General features: G+C 46.9%; 15 protein-coding genes. 4 read left to right on the top strand and 11 right to left on the bottom strand.

Translation table 11 applies throughout. The features are described 5' to 3' along the window. Window positions 1-18: 18 nt before the first annotated feature. The 3 genes from asnS (at window position 19) to QJR74_RS05575 (ending at window position 4,067) form a co-directional block, all read left to right on the top strand. A complete protein-coding gene (gene asnS / locus QJR74_RS05585; protein ID WP_304373572.1) occupies window positions 19-1,419 on the top strand; it encodes an asparagine--tRNA ligase in 1,401 nt (466 codons plus the stop codon). 241 nt (window positions 1,420-1,660) lie between these two features. Further along, window positions 1,661-2,740 carry a porin gene (locus QJR74_RS05580; protein WP_304373571.1) on the top strand — a complete coding sequence of 360 codons (1,080 nt, stop codon included), beginning with the start codon at window positions 1,661-1,663 and terminating at the stop codon, window positions 2,738-2,740. Window positions 2,741-2,873: 133 nt separating this feature from the next. Beyond that, complete coding sequence (locus QJR74_RS05575) at window positions 2,874-4,067, top strand: amino acid aminotransferase (protein ID WP_304373570.1); 1,194 nt, start codon at window positions 2,874-2,876, stop codon at window positions 4,065-4,067. Between the two features lie 31 nt (window positions 4,068-4,098). Here the strand turns inward: QJR74_RS05575 and QJR74_RS05570 are convergent, their stop codons facing one another. The 7 genes from QJR74_RS05570 to cmoM all read right to left on the bottom strand — a co-directional run bounded on the left by QJR74_RS05570 (window position 4,099) and on the right by cmoM (window position 14,650). Then, complete coding sequence (locus tag QJR74_RS05570; protein ID WP_304373973.1) at window positions 4,099-4,728, bottom strand: MBL fold metallo-hydrolase; 630 nt, start codon at window positions 4,726-4,728, stop codon at window positions 4,099-4,101. 22 nt (window positions 4,729-4,750) lie between these two features. Continuing rightward, window positions 4,751-5,308: a YcbK family protein gene (locus QJR74_RS05565; protein ID WP_304373569.1), complete on the bottom strand. Its 558-nt coding sequence runs from the start codon at window positions 5,306-5,308 to the stop codon at window positions 4,751-4,753. A gap of 153 nt (window positions 5,309-5,461) precedes the next feature. Then, window positions 5,462-7,243, bottom strand: a complete 1,782-nt coding sequence (gene ldtD / locus QJR74_RS05560) for a L,D-transpeptidase (protein ID WP_304373568.1) — start codon at window positions 7,241-7,243, stop codon at window positions 5,462-5,464. Between the two features lie 142 nt (window positions 7,244-7,385). Then, entirely contained in the window at window positions 7,386-11,843 is a 4,458-nt protein-coding gene (mukB, locus tag QJR74_RS05555) for a chromosome partition protein MukB (protein ID WP_304373567.1), read from the bottom strand. Next, the gene (gene mukE, locus QJR74_RS05550; protein ID WP_304373566.1) at window positions 11,840-12,565 is read right to left on the bottom strand and encodes a chromosome partition protein MukE; all 726 of its coding nucleotides are present in this window, start codon (window positions 12,563-12,565) and stop codon (window positions 11,840-11,842) included. Before mukE ends, mukB begins: the two co-directional genes overlap by 4 nt. Then, on the bottom strand, window positions 12,546-13,868 hold the full coding sequence (gene mukF, locus QJR74_RS05545) for a chromosome partition protein MukF (RefSeq protein ID WP_304373565.1): 1,323 nt from the start codon (window positions 13,866-13,868) through the stop codon (window positions 12,546-12,548). Before mukF ends, mukE begins: the two co-directional genes overlap by 20 nt. Next, on the bottom strand, window positions 13,865-14,650 hold the full coding sequence (cmoM, locus tag QJR74_RS05540; RefSeq protein WP_304373564.1) for a tRNA uridine 5-oxyacetic acid(34) methyltransferase CmoM: 786 nt from the start codon (window positions 14,648-14,650) through the stop codon (window positions 13,865-13,867). The genes mukF and cmoM overlap by 4 nt, the downstream gene beginning before the upstream one ends. A 123-nt stretch (window positions 14,651-14,773) precedes the next feature. On the opposite strand from cmoM, the gene elyC reads away from it, so the two are divergent. Further along, window positions 14,774-15,532: an envelope biogenesis factor ElyC gene (gene elyC / locus QJR74_RS05535; protein ID WP_304373563.1), complete on the top strand. Its 759-nt coding sequence runs from the start codon at window positions 14,774-14,776 to the stop codon at window positions 15,530-15,532. Window positions 15,533-15,553: 21 nt separating this feature from the next. On the opposite strand, the gene kdsB is transcribed toward elyC, so the two are convergent. Genes kdsB through msbA form a run of 4 tightly spaced genes read right to left on the bottom strand, consistent with a single transcriptional unit; the run spans window position 15,554 to window position 19,266 of the window. Next, a complete protein-coding gene (gene kdsB, locus QJR74_RS05530) occupies window positions 15,554-16,300 on the bottom strand; it encodes a 3-deoxy-manno-octulosonate cytidylyltransferase (protein WP_304373562.1) in 747 nt (248 codons plus the stop codon). A 2-nt stretch (window positions 16,301-16,302) separates the two neighbouring features. After that, window positions 16,303-16,479 (bottom strand): Trm112 family protein, encoded by a 177-nt coding sequence (locus tag QJR74_RS05525; RefSeq protein ID WP_099822378.1) that lies wholly within the window; start codon window positions 16,477-16,479, stop codon window positions 16,303-16,305. Between the two features lie 46 nt (window positions 16,480-16,525). Further along, on the bottom strand, window positions 16,526-17,521 hold the full coding sequence (gene lpxK, locus QJR74_RS05520) for a tetraacyldisaccharide 4'-kinase (RefSeq protein WP_304373561.1): 996 nt from the start codon (window positions 17,519-17,521) through the stop codon (window positions 16,526-16,528). Beyond that, complete coding sequence (msbA, locus tag QJR74_RS05515; protein ID WP_304373560.1) at window positions 17,518-19,266, bottom strand: lipid A ABC transporter ATP-binding protein/permease MsbA; 1,749 nt, start codon at window positions 19,264-19,266, stop codon at window positions 17,518-17,520. Before msbA ends, lpxK begins: the two co-directional genes overlap by 4 nt. Window positions 19,267-19,288 lie beyond the last annotated feature (22 nt).

Raw genomic sequence — 19,288 nt, 5'->3', positions numbered from 1 at the left:
TCTAACAGAGAGATAATTATGAGCATAGTGCCTGTCGTGGACGTGCTAGACGGTCGTGTAGCTGTAGAGTCAAAAGTTACAGTGCGTGGCTGGGTGCGTACCCGTAGAGATTCCAAAGCTGGTATTTCCTTTATCGCCATTTATGATGGCTCCTGCTTTAATCCTGTTCAGGCGGTTGTTAATAATTCGCTTAGTAATTATCAAGATGAAGTGTTACACCTCACGACTGGCTGCTCCGTTGAAGTCACTGGTACCGTTGTAGCGTCTCCTGGCCAAGGGCAATCTTTCGAAATTCAAGCGACAGCTGTCAAAGTTGTGGGTTGGGTTGAAGACCCAGATAGCTATCCAATGGCGGCAAAACGCCATAGTATTGAATACCTTCGTGAAGTGGCACACTTACGCCCTCGTACGAACTTGATCGGTGCAGTCGCACGCGTTCGTAACACCCTTGCACAAGCTATCCACCGCTTTTTTAACGAGCAAGGCTATTTTTGGGTCTCGACGCCATTGATCACTGCCTCGGATACCGAAGGAGCTGGTGAACTTTTCCGTGTCTCAACCCTCGATATGGAAAATCTACCTCGTAACGATCAGGGCAAAGTCGACTATAGCCAAGACTTCTTCGGTAAAGAAGCATTCCTTACCGTATCAGGTCAGCTAAATGGTGAGACTTATGCTAGCGCATTGTCCAAAATCTATACTTTTGGCCCAACATTTCGTGCAGAAAACTCCAACACTAGCCGTCACTTGGCGGAATTCTGGATGGTTGAGCCGGAAGTTGCCTTCGCTCACTTAGACGATGCCGCAGCGCTAGCCGAAGCAATGTTAAAATACTGCTTCAATGCGGTGTTAACTGAGCGTGCAGATGACCTCGCCTTCTTTGCAGAGCGTGTAGACAAAGAAGCAATCAGCCGTTTAGAGAAGTTCGTTAGCAGTGATTTCGCCCAAATTGATTACACCGATGCGATTGATATTCTGCTTAAATCAGGCCAAAACTTCGAGAACCCTGTTGAATGGGGAATCGACCTCTCATCTGAACACGAACGCTACCTCGCTGAGAAACACTTTGCTGCACCAGTTGTGGTAAAAAACTATCCAAAAGATATCAAAGCTTTTTACATGCGACTGAACGATGATGGTAAGACCGTCGCGGCAATGGATGTTCTTGCACCAGGTATTGGTGAAATCATTGGTGGTTCAGAGCGTGAAGAGCGGTTGGAGGTGTTAGACCAACGTTTAGCTGAAATGGGCTTAAATAAAGAAGATTACTGGTGGTACCGCGATTTACGTCGTTATGGCACGGTTCCGCACTCAGGATTTGGCCTAGGCTTCGAACGCCTCGTCTCCTATGTTACCGGGGTACAGAATGTGCGTGATGTCATCGCTTTCCCCCGTACACCTCGTAGTGCCAACTTCTAACATAAGCATTACTAATGAAAATCCGCCTCGGCGGATTTTTTTTTGCCTGTTGATTGAGATCATTGCATAAAAAACAATGTCACATTATGTTACCTTTTGATACGGTTATAAATGTGATGTTTATCTTCTTTTCGTTTCAACATAGTTGTAAATATCGCTAAAAATGCTATTCAATACGAGCCCGCAACGGGCTTTCAAACTCTAAAACATAAAAATAATTAATAATGCCATGAGGGTATTAATGATGAAGCGTAAAATTCTTTCTCTACTGGTTCCAAGTCTTTTAGCCATCTCTTCAGCTCAAGCTGCAGAGATCTATAATAAAGACGGTAACAAGCTAGATTTGTACGGTAAGGCTGTTGGATTACACTATTTTTCAAATGATAACAGCAGTGATGGTGATTTCTCATATGTCCGTTTTGGTTTCAAAGGTGAAACACAGATTAGTGAGAACATGACTGGTTATGGTCAGTGGGAATACAATATACAAGCCAATAATAGTGAAGGGAGCGATGCACAAAACGGCAATAAAACTCGTTTAGGATTCGCCGGTCTTCGTTTCGACCAGTATGGGTCCCTCGATTATGGACGTAACTATGCCGTTGCGTACGATGTGTTGAGCTATACCGATATGCTGCCAGAATTTGGTGGCGATTTTGGTTACTCCGATTCAATGACAGGCCGTACCACCGGCGTTGCCACCTACCGTAACGTTAACTTCTTTGGTTTAATCGAAGGATTAAACATCGCCCTGCAGTATCAAGGCAAGAATGAACGCGATGATGTACAACGTTCTAATGGCGATGGCTGGGGCGTTTCGACCAGTTATGCACTGCCTTATAGCTTCGCCATCACCGGCGCTTACCAACAACAAAACCGTACCACCAAGCAACATACAATGGATTACGGTAGCGGCGATACCGCCAGCGTCTGGGGAGTAGGCCTAAAATATGATAATGCACCAGTGTATGTTGCCGTCACTTACGCAGAAGGACAGAATGCGACCCGTATCAGTAGCGATATTAATGGGGTCTCTAAATCTGGTTTTGCGAATAAAACTCAAAACTTCGAAGCTGTCGCGCAGTATCAGTTCGACTTCGGTTTACGCCCATCTTTAGCCTTTATCCAACAAAAAGCGAAGGATGTTGAAGGGATCGGTAATGTAGACCTTGTGAAATATATTGAAGTCGGTACCAGTTACTACTTTAATAAAAATATGTCGACCTACGTGGATTATCGTATTAACCAGCTTAGCAACAATAACAAGCTCGGCATTAACAACGACAATATCGTTGCAACGGGTCTTGTCTACCAATTCTAAGTGTTACTTGTGGCTACCTATTGGGGTAGCCACTTTTCATCTCCTGTTCACCGGAAAAATTTTTTTAAACCGTTGTACGGATTTCGACATACCGCTACCCTAATGCTTACCACACTTCAATTCGGATATTAATATGTTTGAGTCAATCCCTGCTGCGCCGGCTGATCCTATTCTAGGGCTAGCGGATTTATATAAGAATGATCTTCGTCCTAACAAGATAAATTTAGGTATAGGGGTCTATAAAGACGAGACCGGCCAAACCCCTGTGATGGTCAGTGTCAAAAAGGCTGAGCAGCAGATAGTCGACACCGAAACAAGCAAAAATTATCTCAGTATTGAAGGCAACAGTGCCTATGCCCAAGCAAGCCAACGCTTACTTTTCGGCGCAGACAATCCTATATTAGACACTCAATGCCTCTTCACTGCGCAGACGCCAGGGGGCACCGGAGCCCTACGTATCGCTGCAGATTTTCTTGCGCAACATACTACCGCCAAACGTATTTGGGTCAGTGATCCAAGCTGGCCAAACCACCATAATATCTTCTCCGCGAGTGGTTTAGAGGTCGTAACTTATAACTACTATCAAGCAGAGACGCACACACTGAATTTTTCGGGGATGCTTGACTCACTGGAGTCAGCGACTGCCGGAGATATCGTACTTCTGCATGGTTGTTGCCATAATCCTACAGGTATAGACCCAACCTTGGAGCAATGGCAGCAACTCTCAGAGCTGATTTTGCGCAAATCGTTACTTCCTCTGTTCGATTTTGCCTATCAAGGTCTAGGACAAGGTTTGGATGAAGACGCGCAAGGTCTACGCTTATTTGCGGAATCCCATCAAGAGTTTATTGTTTGTAGCTCTTTCTCTAAAAACTTTGGTTTATATAATGAACGTACCGGTGCTTTCACGCTGAAAACCAATACCGCTAAAGAAGGTCAGGATGCCTTTAGCCAAGTCAAAGCCGTAATTCGTGCCAATTACTCTAATCCCCCCTCACATGGCGCCGCCGTTGTAGCCACTATTCTGAACGACGACAGTTTGAAGGCGGTTTGGGAGCAAGAGCTACTAGAAGTACGCCAGCGTATCCAGCGTATGCGTCAGCTATTCGTGCAGACGTTACAGGAAAAGGGGGCGACACAAGACTTCTCATTTATCAATAATCAGAATGGAATGTTTTCCTATAGCGGGCTAAGCAAAGAACAGGTTATGCGATTACGTGATGAGTTTGCCATCTACGCTGTCGCCTCGGGTCGGATCAATATTGCCGGCATGACTCCTGAAAATATGTCTCGTCTGTGCGAGTCTATCATCAGTGTGACGCGATAAAATAAATGCCCGGTCATTGCCGGGCACTTTTTTAACGTAAGAAAGGGTTAGTTAAACGCTCATGACCGAGGGTTGAGCGGGGGCCATGGCCTGGGATAAAAGTGATGTCATCACCCAGAGGCAGTAACTTCTGTACAATCGACTGAATCAATTGTTGCCCGTTACCTCGGGGGAAATCACTACGTCCCACTCCCCCTTTAAAAATCACATCACCAGAGAACATCACTTGTTGCTCTGCTTGATAAAACACTATGTGTCCAGGGGTATGACCCGGACAATGAAGGATACTAAATTCCAGATCGCCAACGCTGACGGATTCGCCTTCCTCTAACCAGTAATCGGGATAAAACACCTCGCAATGGGGAAAACCAAACATTGCGCTTTGCTGAGGCAAACTCTCAAAAAGAAACAGGTCATCACGATGCGGGCCGATTAACGGCACGTTAAACTGTTGAGCTAAAACCTTTGCCGCACCTACATGGTCCAAATGACCATGCGTCAGTAAAATTTTATCGACGCTGATGACCTGTTGATGCAGCAGTGCCGTAATCTTTTCTGCATCGCCGCCAGGATCTATTAGCGCTGCGCTACCCGTATTGGTACACACTACAACGCTACAATTTTGTGCGAAAGCCGTTACTGGGATTAGCTGATACGCTATACCACTCATCTCATTATTCATCTCAGGACCAATGACGAACTGGACCGGTATCAATATGCACGAAATTGCTCTTAGGGTAGTACCCCACCCCACCGGCATTCATTTTTAGCGCAGCTTTTCTAACATTACTCAATGCAACACCTTCGATATGAAAGTCCATTGCTTGGCCTAGCGTATGATAACTGTGCTTAGCTACGCCACTATGGGCGCTTCTGCCACGTAAATGGTTGTTAGTGGCAATACTCCGAAAGCCTGAAACCAGTTGGATAGGCTTGCGTGTGTCCAGCATGACTTGGAGTCGGTAGATATGTTCAAAAAGATGTGGGTCTATGGCATGAATTTTGTCTGCACGGTAATCACGGAAAAAATGATTGAGCCTTGCAAGTTCACTCGGATTATAGGTTTTACCGTTAAAGAACTCTGCTTTTAAACTCTCCCCAGTATTGATGTTATTTAACGTCAAAATTTTAGGGCGCGAGGTCGATAAAGAGGCTTGTGCGAACTGTGGAAGGCAAGAAATTCCGGCTGCAGCTGAACCAAGTAAAAGCAGTTTACGACGATGTGAATCAATTTTTTCCATGGGCATGGGATCCGCGAGACTAAAGGACAAAAAAACAACAGAGGAACCATACCCAGAGTGTTGCCCTTCGTCAAGACGCAGACATGAGAACGATCAATTTAATTACATTTAGTAAGACATTCAGCTGGCTTATTAGCCAGCTGAATGGTGAGTCTACAATAAAAACTTCTCGGCGTTACTGATTGCGCTCCAGCCTGAACGCGCCAATTGATCATAATTATAGATGTCAGTACGGAACTGTGCCTGCCCTTCTTCACTTACCCATGCCGTTAAATAGTAAAGATTGACTGGGATACGGTGACGAATCGAAATAGGCCGAGTTGTTCGACTGTCAAGGGTAGAGGAAATGCGGCTCTGATCCCAACCGACATCTTTTAGAAGTAATCCAGCCAATTGCGCCGCTTTATTTACCCGAACACAGCCCGAACTGATGGCTCTGATATCTTGCTGGAATAGTCCATGGTTAGGCGTATCGTGTAAGTAAATCGCATCGGAGCTAGGCATATTGAATTTGTAGCGGCCCAGAGAGTTTTGTGGTCCCGGCGACTGCATAACACGATATGGGAAAGCCGAAGCGGAAACGGTCTGCCAGTTCACACTTGACGGGTTAACAACCGTTGCATCTGCACCCCATCCAGAATAAAGGGTAAAATTATGCTTAGCTAAATAGCTGGGATCTTTGCGCAGTTTGGGCACCAGATCCTCACGAATCAAGGTATTGGGTACCGTCCACGTCGGGTTGAGCACCACACTATTCAAAGCACTGCGCATAAGAGGAGTTTTTCTATCAGGACGCCCTACGATAACGCGTGATGAAAGAATTGTTTTCCCTTCAACGTAGTAATTCAATGAATAGTTCGCGATATTTACCATGATGCCATTATGCATATCATCGGGTAATAAACGTAAACGCTGCATATTTAACGCGAGTAAAGTCGCACGTTGATGCGGAGTAATAGTTAACCATTCACGCGTTTTGTAGCCTATTACCCCGTCATCGGTTAAGCCCTGCCAATGTTGAAAACGTTTCACAGCAGAAACCATGGCATCGGTATAGATATTTTCCGCTGGGCCATTGAATGCTGGCGCGACATTATTGGATGCCGGCGCCGGAGATAGCATCCTTTGCTGGCTAGGCGCAGCGACGGGTTGCGATTGCGCTGATTGTGATTGTTCGGCTTGTGCTGCAGCAGGAATTGAGGCCTGTGCATCGGTTTCACTGAGCCAACCAGCGCGAACCAGTAATTGCCTTAATTGAGGAATTGCTGGGTCACTATCGCCTGGGCGTATCGTATGGGTTAAGTCAAGTTTTGGCCAAGGCTTATTGTCAGCGAGTAACACCACCAGCGCTTTTTGCATGGGGCGGTATTGCGGGTGCTGGGGTATTAAGCTATCGATAAATTGTTGGGTTGTACCGTGATTAACTGCTTGCATCCAACGCCCTACCAAGGCAGAGCTTGGTGCGGTCAGGCGAAAGCCATTCGGACCGTAAAACCATGTTTCACCTTGTGCGGGTGCAGCATTCACAAATTGGAGATAGCCCAGTAAGGCATCGGAGAGTACGACATCCCGTGCATCATTCGATAAATCATTTCGGCTTAATATCGAAAGCCACCGTGTAAACTGAGGTTGCACGCCAGACAGCGCCACCTCAGAAAGCTGCTGCTCGAAGCTACGTATCGCCGACTCATCCGTCCATAACGGTTGCTGATGATGCTGGCGATAGACTGACGTCAATAAACTGCCATAATAAGGTGAAACGCCAGAGGGCAACGCTTGATAGATCGAAGTAATACGCTGGCTAGGAGTATTAGTATGGGTAATGGGTGAGCTCGCCTGCTCAGAGGCGGCTTGTGCGGCCATCGAACTGCCGATTGCTAATGACATACCGCCGATTAGCAATACCGGTTTGAGCTGAAAACACTTTAGAAACATCCCTGACTCCTTACCTTGTTTAGACACGCACCAAAAAGTTCAATGTTTTTTATTATTTTCTTCCTTTGAGTGTAAACGAAAAAACGACATTTGTTATAAACAAATGTCGTTTAATCAGGAACAAATGATAATTCAGGCTAATCTAATTTTCGTCGGCGAACGATTCCGAGGCCACCTGTACTGGCGTGACTTCTGGGGAAAACCCTTTCAATCCAACCACATGTACGTGTTCAATCTCGTTTACGACTTTACGCATTAATTTATAAGTTGTGCCTTTTTCTGGGCTAATATTTTCTGGTGCTGCAATGACTAATTGCATCTCAAGCCGCTCACACAGTTCAAAGAGCGTGGCGATTGATCTTGCGTCCAGTCGTGCAGCTTCATCCAAGAACAATAAGCGGCACGGAGAGATGTCTTTCCCTCTAAGACGGCGAGATTCATCCTCCCAACTTTGTACCACCATAACCAAGATCGACATCCCTGTACCAATGGCTTCCCCTGTCGACAGCGCCCCACTCTCGGCGCGCAGCCAACCGTCAGAACCACGGTTGACCTCGACTTCCATCTCCAAGTAGTTACGATAATCCAATAACTCTTCGCCAATAACCTGTGGTGTCCTGCTACCCAAATCGATATGTGGGTTAAGACGTTGGTAAAGTTTGGCTAAGGCTTCTGAGAACGTCAACCGTTGACTATTAAACAGGTCCTGATGCTGCTCATGGTCCTGAGCAAGCGTTTCCAATAGGGTTGAATGAGCCTCTCGGACATTGACATTCAAGCGAACACTATTCACCTGCCCGAATTTAACCGCTTGTAACCCTTGGTTTAATTGGCGGATACGGGTCTGTTCGCGTTGAATCGTTTTACGAATAATATTCGCAGCACTCCGTGAACTGATTGCCAGTGTTTGCTCACGTGAAGTTAACTCTTCGGTTAAGCGATTAAGTTCAATCTCCATCTGCTCAATGGCTTCGATTGGGTCATCAGTACGGATGATATCCTGACGAATCCTTTCACGAAGGTGCTGATAGACCGCTATAAAGAAACGAATCTTACGCTCTGGATAACGTGGCTCTTCTGACAGACGTAATACATCGCGGAGGTGTTCATTATCGGCCACCGCCAAACGTAACGCCCCAAGCGCTTTATCCGACATTGACCGCAGTTCATCACCGCCTAAGTATGCCAACTCACGACGGTGTAAACGTCTTTCTAAGCCATTCTCTTTTACTAAACGTAAAACGGTACACCACCCCGCTTTTGCAGTGACTACTTGGTTACGGCCTTGGCTGTAATCCCGTTCAACTTTCCGTAATCGTTTTTGTAACGACTCCATCTCTGCTTCACAGAAGGTCAATTGTTTTTCCAATTGATGACGGCGGGCGCGATTATGACTTAACTGATGATAAAGTGAATCACGTAACTCTTTAGCCTGAAGCTCGGCATGAGGATCGGCTTTGGCCCCCAAGGCTTGCATCTCTTGTTGTAATTCCGACAGCATATCGCGCTTCGCATCATAAGAACTTTTCAGCGAAGCTAATAACTGGCTACTCTGTGTCAACTGCTGCTGATGTTGACGTAGACGGTCGCGCAACTCGGCGCGCTCGTCCTCAGCGTGCGCTAATTGTTGGCGTAACTTTTGGGTCAAATCACTGTTACCGTCGACCATCCCCTCGGCTTCAGAGTAATTGAAGTGGGCACGACGCTGGACGACTTCAGTTAACGCAAAAGCTTGCTGACGGTAATCTCGCTGCTGCTGTTGCGCAGTGCGGTAATCGTCTTGCAACTGCTGATGTTGTTCTGGATCACTTTGCAACACACTAATTATTGACTCAAGCTTGGCAAGTTTTTGCCCAAACTGATGTAAGAATCGCGCCGCTTCTTGCGACTCATCAACCTGTTCACGTAGCTCTTCGCAACGATCTGCCAATGTTTCATCGAGAAGCAAATTAACGCGAGGTAGAAGACGGTTAAGTAATGCTACCCCTTCACGAGCTGTCTCGAATTGCTGACGCTGCTGTTGAGTATTCGCTTCATGTTGCGCCATCGCCCGTTCAATATCGGTACGTCGTGAGGTGAGTTGGCGGATCTGCGCTTCAGGATCTTGTTCAAAGGCTATCGCCAAATGGCTACCAATGAAACGGCTAAAGGATTGGTGCAGACGCTGTGATTTCTGAACATCAAAAGAGAGCGTGGCATACTTTTCACTTAGAACATCACGCTCTTGCGAAAGGAGTTCCAGTTGATTTTCGCGGGCTGCCCGACCAAACAGAGGAACTTTCGGGAAACGTGAATAACGCCACTGGCGATCAGCAATTTTTACTACTACCGCTTGGTTCAATTCTTCGACACTGAACACACTATCATCAAAAGATTGCGGGTCCCCTTCAATCAGGTAAAGATCTTCAGGACAATCGTCCAGATCCGCCAGTAATGCTTGGATAGGCGCTAACTCAGGTACGACAATCGCATGTCGAGAAGGTCCATATAGCGCTGAGAAATAAGGCGCATCCTCGAGGGTAACATCATCATAGATTTCAGAGAGCAGCACCCCCCCAAACTTTTCGGCTAAGTGATTTAAGCGGCTATCTTCCGCACCACCCGGTTGGCTGAGACGTTCAATTTGCTGCTCGACTTGACGGCGACGGCTGGCAACCTCATCACGTTCAACGGTGGTTTCCCGTTCACGTTCCAACAGATACTGCATGTATTCTGTTACCTGACTACTTTGCGTAAAGACTTGGCCAGTCTGCTCACTCAACTGTGTCAGGATCTCTTGTGCGGCTAACCAATGCGGTGCACGGTTAGTTAAGGTACTGATCTTTTCGCGAATTTGATCTAATGATTGGCGATGTAACAACCTCTGTTCACTGGCTTCATCAACGCCAGAGCTCAGTTGCTCAATCCGCGCTTCGTATTCACGGTGTAAATCTTCTAGCGCATCCGCTTCGTATTGCTGGCCTTGGCGTTTGCAAAACTCGGCCAACAGACGCTCCGCATCATGCTGTTCACGAAGCCGCTGTTCCAGCTCCGACAGACGCAGGCGTAACGAGGGTAACTGATCAGCAAGATGGCGTTGTTGTTGTGCTTCACGTAGTGCTTCGCGACCCACTTGCCACGCCTCAGTACGATTGACTGGTCCACTAATTTGTTGCACCAGTTCTAAGGCCTGATTGAACTGGCTGTGTGCTGCCTGTGCGACACTTAATTTTTGTTCTAAATTGAGCAGTAAATTCGTTGCTTCTTCTTCGCGGGATTGGAAACGCGCCTGCCATTCGCTGGCGTTCTCAGAAGACAAGTCCTCAATATGACAGAGATCTTTTGCACGCTGTAGCGCATTGACTGCTTGTTGATACTGAATAGCACGTGTTTGTTGGACGTCTAACGCCTGTTGGAAATTAGCAAGCTGACTTTTGAGTTCATCGACTTCAATTTCAGAAGCTTCAACATTCTCTTGATGCGCTTCATTAATTTCTTGAGCTTCGGCGACGACTTCTTGTTGCTCTTCTAAACGATATGAAAGCTCTTCAATCTCGTTTTCGTAACGCTCGATTTTTTCTTGCTGACGTACCGCGTTCTGTACCACAGTTAGATGGTCACTGGCAGCCTGGTATTCGCTTTCCAAATCCCCTTCTGCCTCAACGTGCTCAGAGAGCTCGCGAGCCATTTCGACATGACGGAACTGTTCAGTCTTTAACTGGTGGCGACCCGTCTGTAATTCTTGACGTAGTGCAATCGCGCCATCCAGATTGACACGGCGATCATTCGCGTGACGCATATAGTCTGAAGCAACATATTGTGTTGCTTCGGTAATCAGATGTTTAAACAGACTACGATCGGCTTGAGTGACACGAATCGCTTCAAGGGTCATCCTATTTTCACGTAAAGCGCCTTCCATATCTTGGAAAGCCTTACGCACACCACCATTTTCAGGTAGTAAATAATCACGTAGTGAACGGGTGATCGTACTTGATATACCACCGTATAAAGAGGCTTCGATCAAGCGATAGAATTTACTCCGATCACTTTGGCTGCGTAAACGACGGGGAACAATGCCGTGATCGAACATCATGCTGTGATAATCGGTCACCGAACTGTACGCTTTGAAGGTCATAACCTGTTGCGCATCCATCCGCTCTTTAACTTCACTTAGCGGACGCACCTTGGCCTGACGGCTATTCAAGACCTCGGTTAAGAGATCAGTGGGCAAGGTATCTTCAGGAATATCATGGATGCTGAAAGGTTTGATATCGACTTTTTTATCACGCCCTGCAACTTGCTGAAGACGTACGCCGACTAACGAGCGCTGACCACGGGAGTTGACAACATCTAAAGCGGCATAACAGACACCCGGACGAAGCTTACCGTGCAGTCCTTTATCTCTAGAACCTGTAGTCGCCCCAGCTTCGGTCGTATTCCGGAAATGTAATAGTGTCAAATCAGGAATCAAAGCGGTAATAAAGGCCGCCATCGTTGTCGATTTACCGGCACCGTTCCCACCTGATAGGGTCGTGACCAATTCATCTAGGTCAAACGTCCGGGCAAAGAATCCATTCCAGTTTATTAGGGTAAGCGAACGAAATTTTCCACGTTCAATCATGCGTCATCACCTTCTTGTTGCCCTTCTGCCGCGTCATCATCGGCATGCTCTTTTTCTTCATCTGTTAGTCCTGAGCCAGTTTCGATCTCAACCGCTTCACCGTCACGAATTAAGCGGAGTTGCGCCTCGCGCGGATCGTCACCACTACGTACTTCCGCACCAAAGCGAAAGACTGACTCTTTAATTCTAAATTTACTGCTGTCGTTCGCCATAAACCACACCATACCTAATCGGCGTAACCGGTTTAACGAGGAACGTACTTTATCCAGTAGTTTTGCTCTATCTACATCGGAACCGGTAGAACGTTGGTTAACGAAACGGAGCAATTTACTTTCATCAGCTAAACTCAACAATTCGTCATACAGTTCTTGAAAGGTGAAGATCCCCTCATTGGCCAAGCGTTCTGGGCTGAGGTAGAGATAGCATAAAATTTTACCGACCATCATATCTAATTCTGACAGCACCGAACGCGCGATGAGCGTTGTTGAACGTGGGCGCAGATAGAAGAAGCCTTCTGGTGCTCGGACAAGTTCCACATGGTAACGCCCGTAAAACTCGGCGAGTTCGTGTTCAAAATCCATCAATAGAGCATGTTGATCAAGGTCTTCCAGACTGATATGGCGACCTGCGCGTAAATGGCTGTCTAAGGCTGGAAATAACGGATTAGCAAGAGCTTGAGCCAATTTAACTGGCATCACTTGTTCAATATTTGTCGATGACATGTGCCTGCACCTTAGCGCCATATTCATTAATAGTGTGCCATTCAGCAGGTAATCCTGCCAAATCGGCTTCAGAAACCCCCAGTTGCACCGCTTGGTCGACCACAATGCGTGCGAGGTCGAAATGCCGTGCTCGAGGGTATTGAGCGAGATAGAGTTTCATCACCTCTGCCAGATTGAGCGGCTTACCTTCACGACGGTAAGCTTGGAGCGCCTGTTCAATCATTGCCGCTAACTGCTCACGAATTTCATTAAATTCTTCGAATTCAAGTTCTGGGGGGAGCTCGCCCATCACATCGTCGTTGCGTAACGTCATTTCGTCATCACGCGTATCGTACAACCGTTCAGCGCTGCTATAAGTAAGTGCCCATGGGGCATCAAAATAATGTTGTACAGATTGCCGTAAACGCTGGGCGAAGACACGATTCTTATCTAAGTCGATTGCAGTCCGAATAAACTTATGCACATGGCGGTCGTATCCAATCCATAAATCGATAGCTTGTTGGCCCCAACTAATAATTCTGTCTAATTTATTTTGTAGTTCGAAAATCAGTTTATCGATATAAGCTAGATCAGGAACACCATAGATAGATTCTTGTATCACTAATAGGTGAGTTTGCAGTTTATCGCCCGCTGCTTCCAACGTATCTTGCAATTCACGTAAGGTTCCTGAGGTTTCTGAGAGCAAAATCTCACAACTTGAAATGGCAGCCCGCCAATCCTTATTCAGTAGGTCGGCAATCTCTTGTTTGATTTGCTGTTGCTGTTCATCCATTTGTCGCTGAGTAAGATCGATACTATCGAAGATTTCAGCGACCGAATACTTCAGCGGAGCAAATACGTTACGGTGCCAATGAAATTGATCGCCATCCTGATGGGCATCGTCTGCCGCGCGTTTTAGCTCGTTACCCACTATCGATAGCTGCATCGATAAGCGTAAGGTTGAGAACTCTTTTTGGCGGACATAATAATCAGTAATCCCGATGGCTAAGGGGGTTAAGCGATAGATGGCGTAGCCTTCAGCTTGCTCAGAGGTAAATCGGTTCAGGATACGCTGTTTAACCATGTCGTTAATCGCATTATTTCCCCGTAACTCAACCGTTTCAGGACTTTGTTCGAAGACATTGCTGACATGTTTGAAAGCATCCATTAATTCAGATTCCGTCAGCTCACCTTCAATTCGCTCGCCATTCAGCGTCGCTATGGCGAGCAGAAAAGCTAATCGCTCGACGGGGAGAGAGATAGCAAAATCACTTTTGCGGGCCCACGACACCAATTCAGGTATAGTCTGGGTAAAATCACTCATAGCTCATCCTTTCTTGCGGGCTTACGTGCCGTGACGTGAATATAACGCCCTAAACTCATAAAAGGTTCCTGACGACTGTAACGCCGTTCCATTTCAATAATCCCCTCTTCACCATTTGCGGAAGGAGGGAGATCGCGTATGAAGTCACTAAATACTCGGATCCCTGCTTTACTTTCAATCTTAAAACCAATGTTATTTAACCATTGGTCGACCTCGGCAGGATCACGGGGATAATCGGGCGAAAGCGTCTTTTTCTTTCGCTTCTTCATATGTGCTTTCAGATAACCGAAATTTCCCAAGGTTAAATTCTGTAGCGTTAAGCCATGAAGATTGTAAAACATCAATGATAACACGCCACCCGGGGATAGGGTGTCGAATAAAGCAGCGAGCGTTTTCTCAGGCTCAGCAATCCACTCTAGTACCGCATGAAAAAGAACGAGATCGACCGGTTGTTCTAGTTCAGCCCCCACTTGTTGTGCACTGGTTTGGACAAAACGCATCTGCGACGCAACACCTCGTTCTTCTGCATGGTGCTTGGCCCGAATCAACATCTGTTCAGAGACATCGCATAATGTAATTTGATGACCGCGCTGCGCTAGGCCAGAAGAGATTTGTCCGATCCCTCCTCCTGCGTCAAGAATAGATAAGGTCTTGTTGGGTAGTGTTGCTAAAATCTGATCTAACTCTTCCCAAAGAATAATCTGTCGTATACGCCCCTTCAGGGTGCCATAGATGTTTTGCGCAAAACGTTCTGCCAAATCATCGAAATTTCGATCCATCATACTGATACTCCGCATAAACGACAGAGGAAATATGCTATTTTGTCACAGCTCTGATGTGAATGGAGCTATTGCCTGCAGAATCCTGTGTTGGGTGCTGTTTTTTCGTTCGATTCGGGGTCAACTATGCTATTTACTTTAAAAAAAATAACGGGTGGTTTACTCCTACCACTCCCTTTTTTATTGGTCTTATTAGGCATTGGACTTTTTTTTCTATGGTTCAGTCAACGTCAGCGTTTAGCCAAAATCTGTCTGACCACGGGGTGGATAGGCCTTCTCTTATTAAGTCTACAGCCGGTCGCTGATCGCTTACTGACACCCATTGAGAATCACTATCCGACACTCAACCACTCCTCTCCGGTAGCCGCGATTGTGGTGCTAGGGGGTGGTTACACCTATAACCCAGAATGGGCACCCAGCTCCAACTTACTGGGTAACAGTTTACCCAGGGTCACAGAGGGGGTTAGACAGTGGCGAATGAATCCCTCCGCAAAAATCATTTTCACCGGCGCCGCGGCAGGTAATAATCCTCGTAGTAGTGCGAGTGTGGCCGCAGAAGTGGCCGAAACACTCGGCGTGCCTAGAGATAAAATCGTAACCTTAGATTCACCTCGCGACACTCACCACGAGGCTATCGCCGTGAAACACTTGCTCGGTGACCAGCCTTTTATTTTAGTCACCTCGGCCAATCACCTTCCGAGAGCCTTGCAATTTTTTGCCGAACAACACTTATCACCTATTCCAGCGCCCGCTAATCAATTAGCTATACACTCACCACTTAACGGTTGGGAACGTGCCATCCCCTCACCCTACTGGTTAAGCCATAGTGAACGAGCTTGGTATGAAGGGTTAGGAAGGATGTGGCAGTGGATCACGCAAGGTTAGCCCCGAAGGGCCAACCTTGGTTTAGGCTAAAACTTCTCGTACTCTTTCAAGATCTTCAGCAGTATCTACCCCAACGGCTGGGATCGCTTCAGCCGTTGCAACATGAATTTTTTCACCGTTCCACAAAACGCGCAGCTGCTCCAGTAACTCACACTGTTCAAGCGGACAAGGTGCCCAAGTAATATATTGGCGAATAAATCCTGCACGATAGGCATAAATACCTAGATGGCGCTGGAACTGATCGCCAATGGTGGCCTGGGACTGAGCGAAGCGTTCACGGTCCCAAGGGATCGTGGCTCTCGAAAAGTACAAAGCATAACCCTGTTTATCGGTAACCACTTTCACCGCATTAGGATTGAATGCCTCATGCGGATCAAGGATCGGCGCAGATAATGTCGCCATACCGCAGTCAGCATGAGCTAAATTATTCGCCACTTGTTTGATAATTGCCGGAGGGATTAAGGGTTCATCACCTTGGACATTGACGATAATGGTCGAATCATCGAACTGATATTGTTCGATAACTTCAGCCAAACGTTCAGTACCCGATTGATGATCAGTACGGGTCATACAGACCTCTCCCCCCGCAGCATTGACCGCTGCAGCCACCTCAGCATGATCCGTGGCGACAATAACGCGGTCTGCGCCTGCAGCACGCGCTTGGTTCAACACATGAACAATCATTGGTTGCCCATGAATATCCGCTAAAGGCTTACCAGGAAGTCGTGAAGAAGCATAGCGTGCTGGGATAATAACCACGAAGCTCATTATTAGCTCTCATCTGCTGTTAAGCTACGAGCTTCATTTTCCAATAATACGGGGATCCCGTCTTGGATAGGAAAAGCTAAACCATCAGGTTTACAAATTAACTCTTGTTCTTGAGGATGATAATCAAGCTTGCCATGACACACAGGACAAGCAACGATACCCGCTAAACGATGATCCATATGACCTCCAGGTTGAAAACCAAGTAAACTGCTAAAGGGATTTCCCTTAATGGGCAGTCGGTAGTAATGCCAGTATTTTGTTCAGTAGTAGGTCTGCGTCAGCTTGTGGTAATTGCGCTTCCACGGGTAGATACCACCAACTGTCTAACGCAAAAGAGCGACATTTTACCGCATCCTTCTCCGTCATCAGAACGGCCTGATCATCGCTCGCTAATGCAGCGATATCTTCAACGCGGTAAGTCTGATGATCGTCAAAAGCATATTCTTGCTGTGGATAGATTCCTTGAGCATGCAATGTTGAGAAGAAACGCGGCGGATAACCAATCCCGGCGAAGGCCACTGTGGGTTTATCAACTAACGCAGTTAAGGGGAGTGACTGACCCGTGGCCAAATTAATCCACTGGCGCGGTACCAGACGCATTGGGATCTCCCCCCCATGCGCTTTACCGCCGTTAGTAATTATCGCGTCAACACTGGCTAAACGTGAAGCGCGCTCACGCATTGGTCCTGCAGGAAGCCACCAGCCATTACCAAAACGCCGTTCGCCATCTATCACCACAATCTCAATATCGCGCTGTAAAGCGTAATGCTGCAATCCATCATCCGTAATAATGACTGATATATTTTTATGTACCCGCATCAACGCTTGAATCGCCTCGCTGCGTTGCGGAGAAACTGCCACAGGAGCACCCGTTCGTTGATAAATCAGTACCGGCTCATCACCCGCTTGAGCGGCGGGTGTCTGAGTATCGAGGAGTAAAGGATAATGCGGCGCTTTCCCACCATAACCGCGAGAAACGACCGCAGGGTTAAGGCCGCGCAGTTGTAATTGTTCAACCAACCAAATGACGACAGGGGTTTTACCATTACCCCCTGCGGTGAGGTTACCAACCACAACAACTGGAATCGGCGCTTTCCAGCTTTTCTTAAGTCCACAACGATAGGCTAAACGGATACCCGCTGTGATAAGGCCATAGAGCCAAGATAGCGGCAAAAGTAGCCGCCATATGGGCGATTGGCCACTCCATAAGCGCTCAATCATTGACCGAACTGAATACGGTGCAGTTGCGCATACGCGCCCGCTTGAGCGATAAGCTCTTGGTGCGTGCCACGCTCGATGATTTGACCGTCTTCGACAACAACGATCATATCGGCCTTTTCAATCGTCGATAAGCGGTGCGCAATAACCAGAGAAGTACGATCACGTTGTAATTCATCTAATGCCGATTGAATAGCGCGTTCTGATTCAGTATCCAAAGCTGAAGTCGCTTCGTCTAAGATTAATATTGGGCTGTCACGAAGTAGTGCACGGGCGATAGCGATACGCTGACGTTGACCGCCAGAGAGTAGTACCCCGTTCTCCCCAATCACCGTGTCCAGACCATTATCCATACGCGAGATAAAGTCCATGGCGTGCGCCATCTTAGCTGCTTTTTCAATATCTTCACGGCTATATTGTTCGGAGCGCGCATAGGCAATATTATTGGCGACAGTATCATTGAATAGATGAACATTCTGTGAAACTAACCCTACCTGATTACGCAGAGACTGAAGTTTATAGTCGGTAATTTCGTGACCATCCAACAGTATCTGACCCGATTGAATATCATAGAAGCGGGTTAACAAACTGGCTAACGTCGATTTCCCTGAACCTGAACGCCCCACTAAAGCAACTGTTTTCCCAGCAGGCAGAGTCAAATTGATATTTTTTAACGCCGGGATTTCACGTCCAGGATAAGTAAAAGTCACGTTACGGAATTCAATATCACCATGCGCTCGTGCTATCGTGCGCTGACCGTTATCCACTTCCTGTTCCGAATCGAGAATGCTAAATAATGTCTGGCATGCTGCCATACCACGTTGAAACTGTGCGTTAACGTTTGTTAATGACTTCAGCGGGCGCATTAAGGCAATCATTGAAGAGAAGACGACGGTGATGGTTCCTGCCGTTAAGGTATCCATTACTGCAGGGAAACTTGCAGCATAAAGGATGAAGGCAAGCGCTAAAGAAGCTATCAACTGGATGATTGGATCAGAAATGGATGAGGCGCTAACTAATTTCATCCCCTGTTGACGCATACGGTTACTGACCGCTGCAAAGCGTTGTGACTCGATCTCCTGACCACCAAAAATAAGTACTTCTTTATGGCCCTTGAGCATTTGTTCAGCGCTGGTCGTCACTTCACCCATGGTGTTTTGCATGGATTTACTAATATTACGAAAACGCTTGGAAACGAGGCGAATAGTGAAGGAAACAATCGGCGCTAGCAAAATCAATATCAATGAGAGTTGCCAGCTATAATAAAACATCATGATGAACAAGCCGATGATCGAAGCACCTTCTCTTACTACGGTGACCAGCACACTAGAAGATGACGAAGCAACTTGCTCAGAGTCGTAGGTTATTCTCGAAAGCAGAGTGCCTGTCGATTGCTGATCAAAAAAGGAGACTGGCATACCCATCATATGAGCAAATAAGGTGCGACGCATACGCATCACCACATTACCAGATACCCATGAGATACAATAGCTGGAGGCATAACTGGTGACGCCGCGAATTAACATCAGGCCGATCACCGCTAAGGGCATCCACAGTAACACTGACTTATCCGCTTTCCCAAACCCATCGTCAAGCAGGGGTTTGAGCAGCGATAACATCAAAGTATCCCCTGCCGCATTAATAATGAGGGCGACCGCAGCAATAAATAATCCTGCTTTATGGGGGGCTATCATTGGCCAGAGACGACGAAACGTCTGCCACGTTGAGAGATCTTTGTCTAAGTGCATTATTTCTTCACGTTTTTTAACA

The organism is Tatumella ptyseos (assembly GCF_030552895.1).
GTDB classification, from domain to species: Bacteria; Pseudomonadota; Gammaproteobacteria; order Enterobacterales; family Enterobacteriaceae; genus Rosenbergiella; species Rosenbergiella ptyseos_A.
The sequence above is the reverse complement of the archived record's forward strand: the minus strand, read 5'-3'. Positions and strand labels throughout refer to the sequence as shown.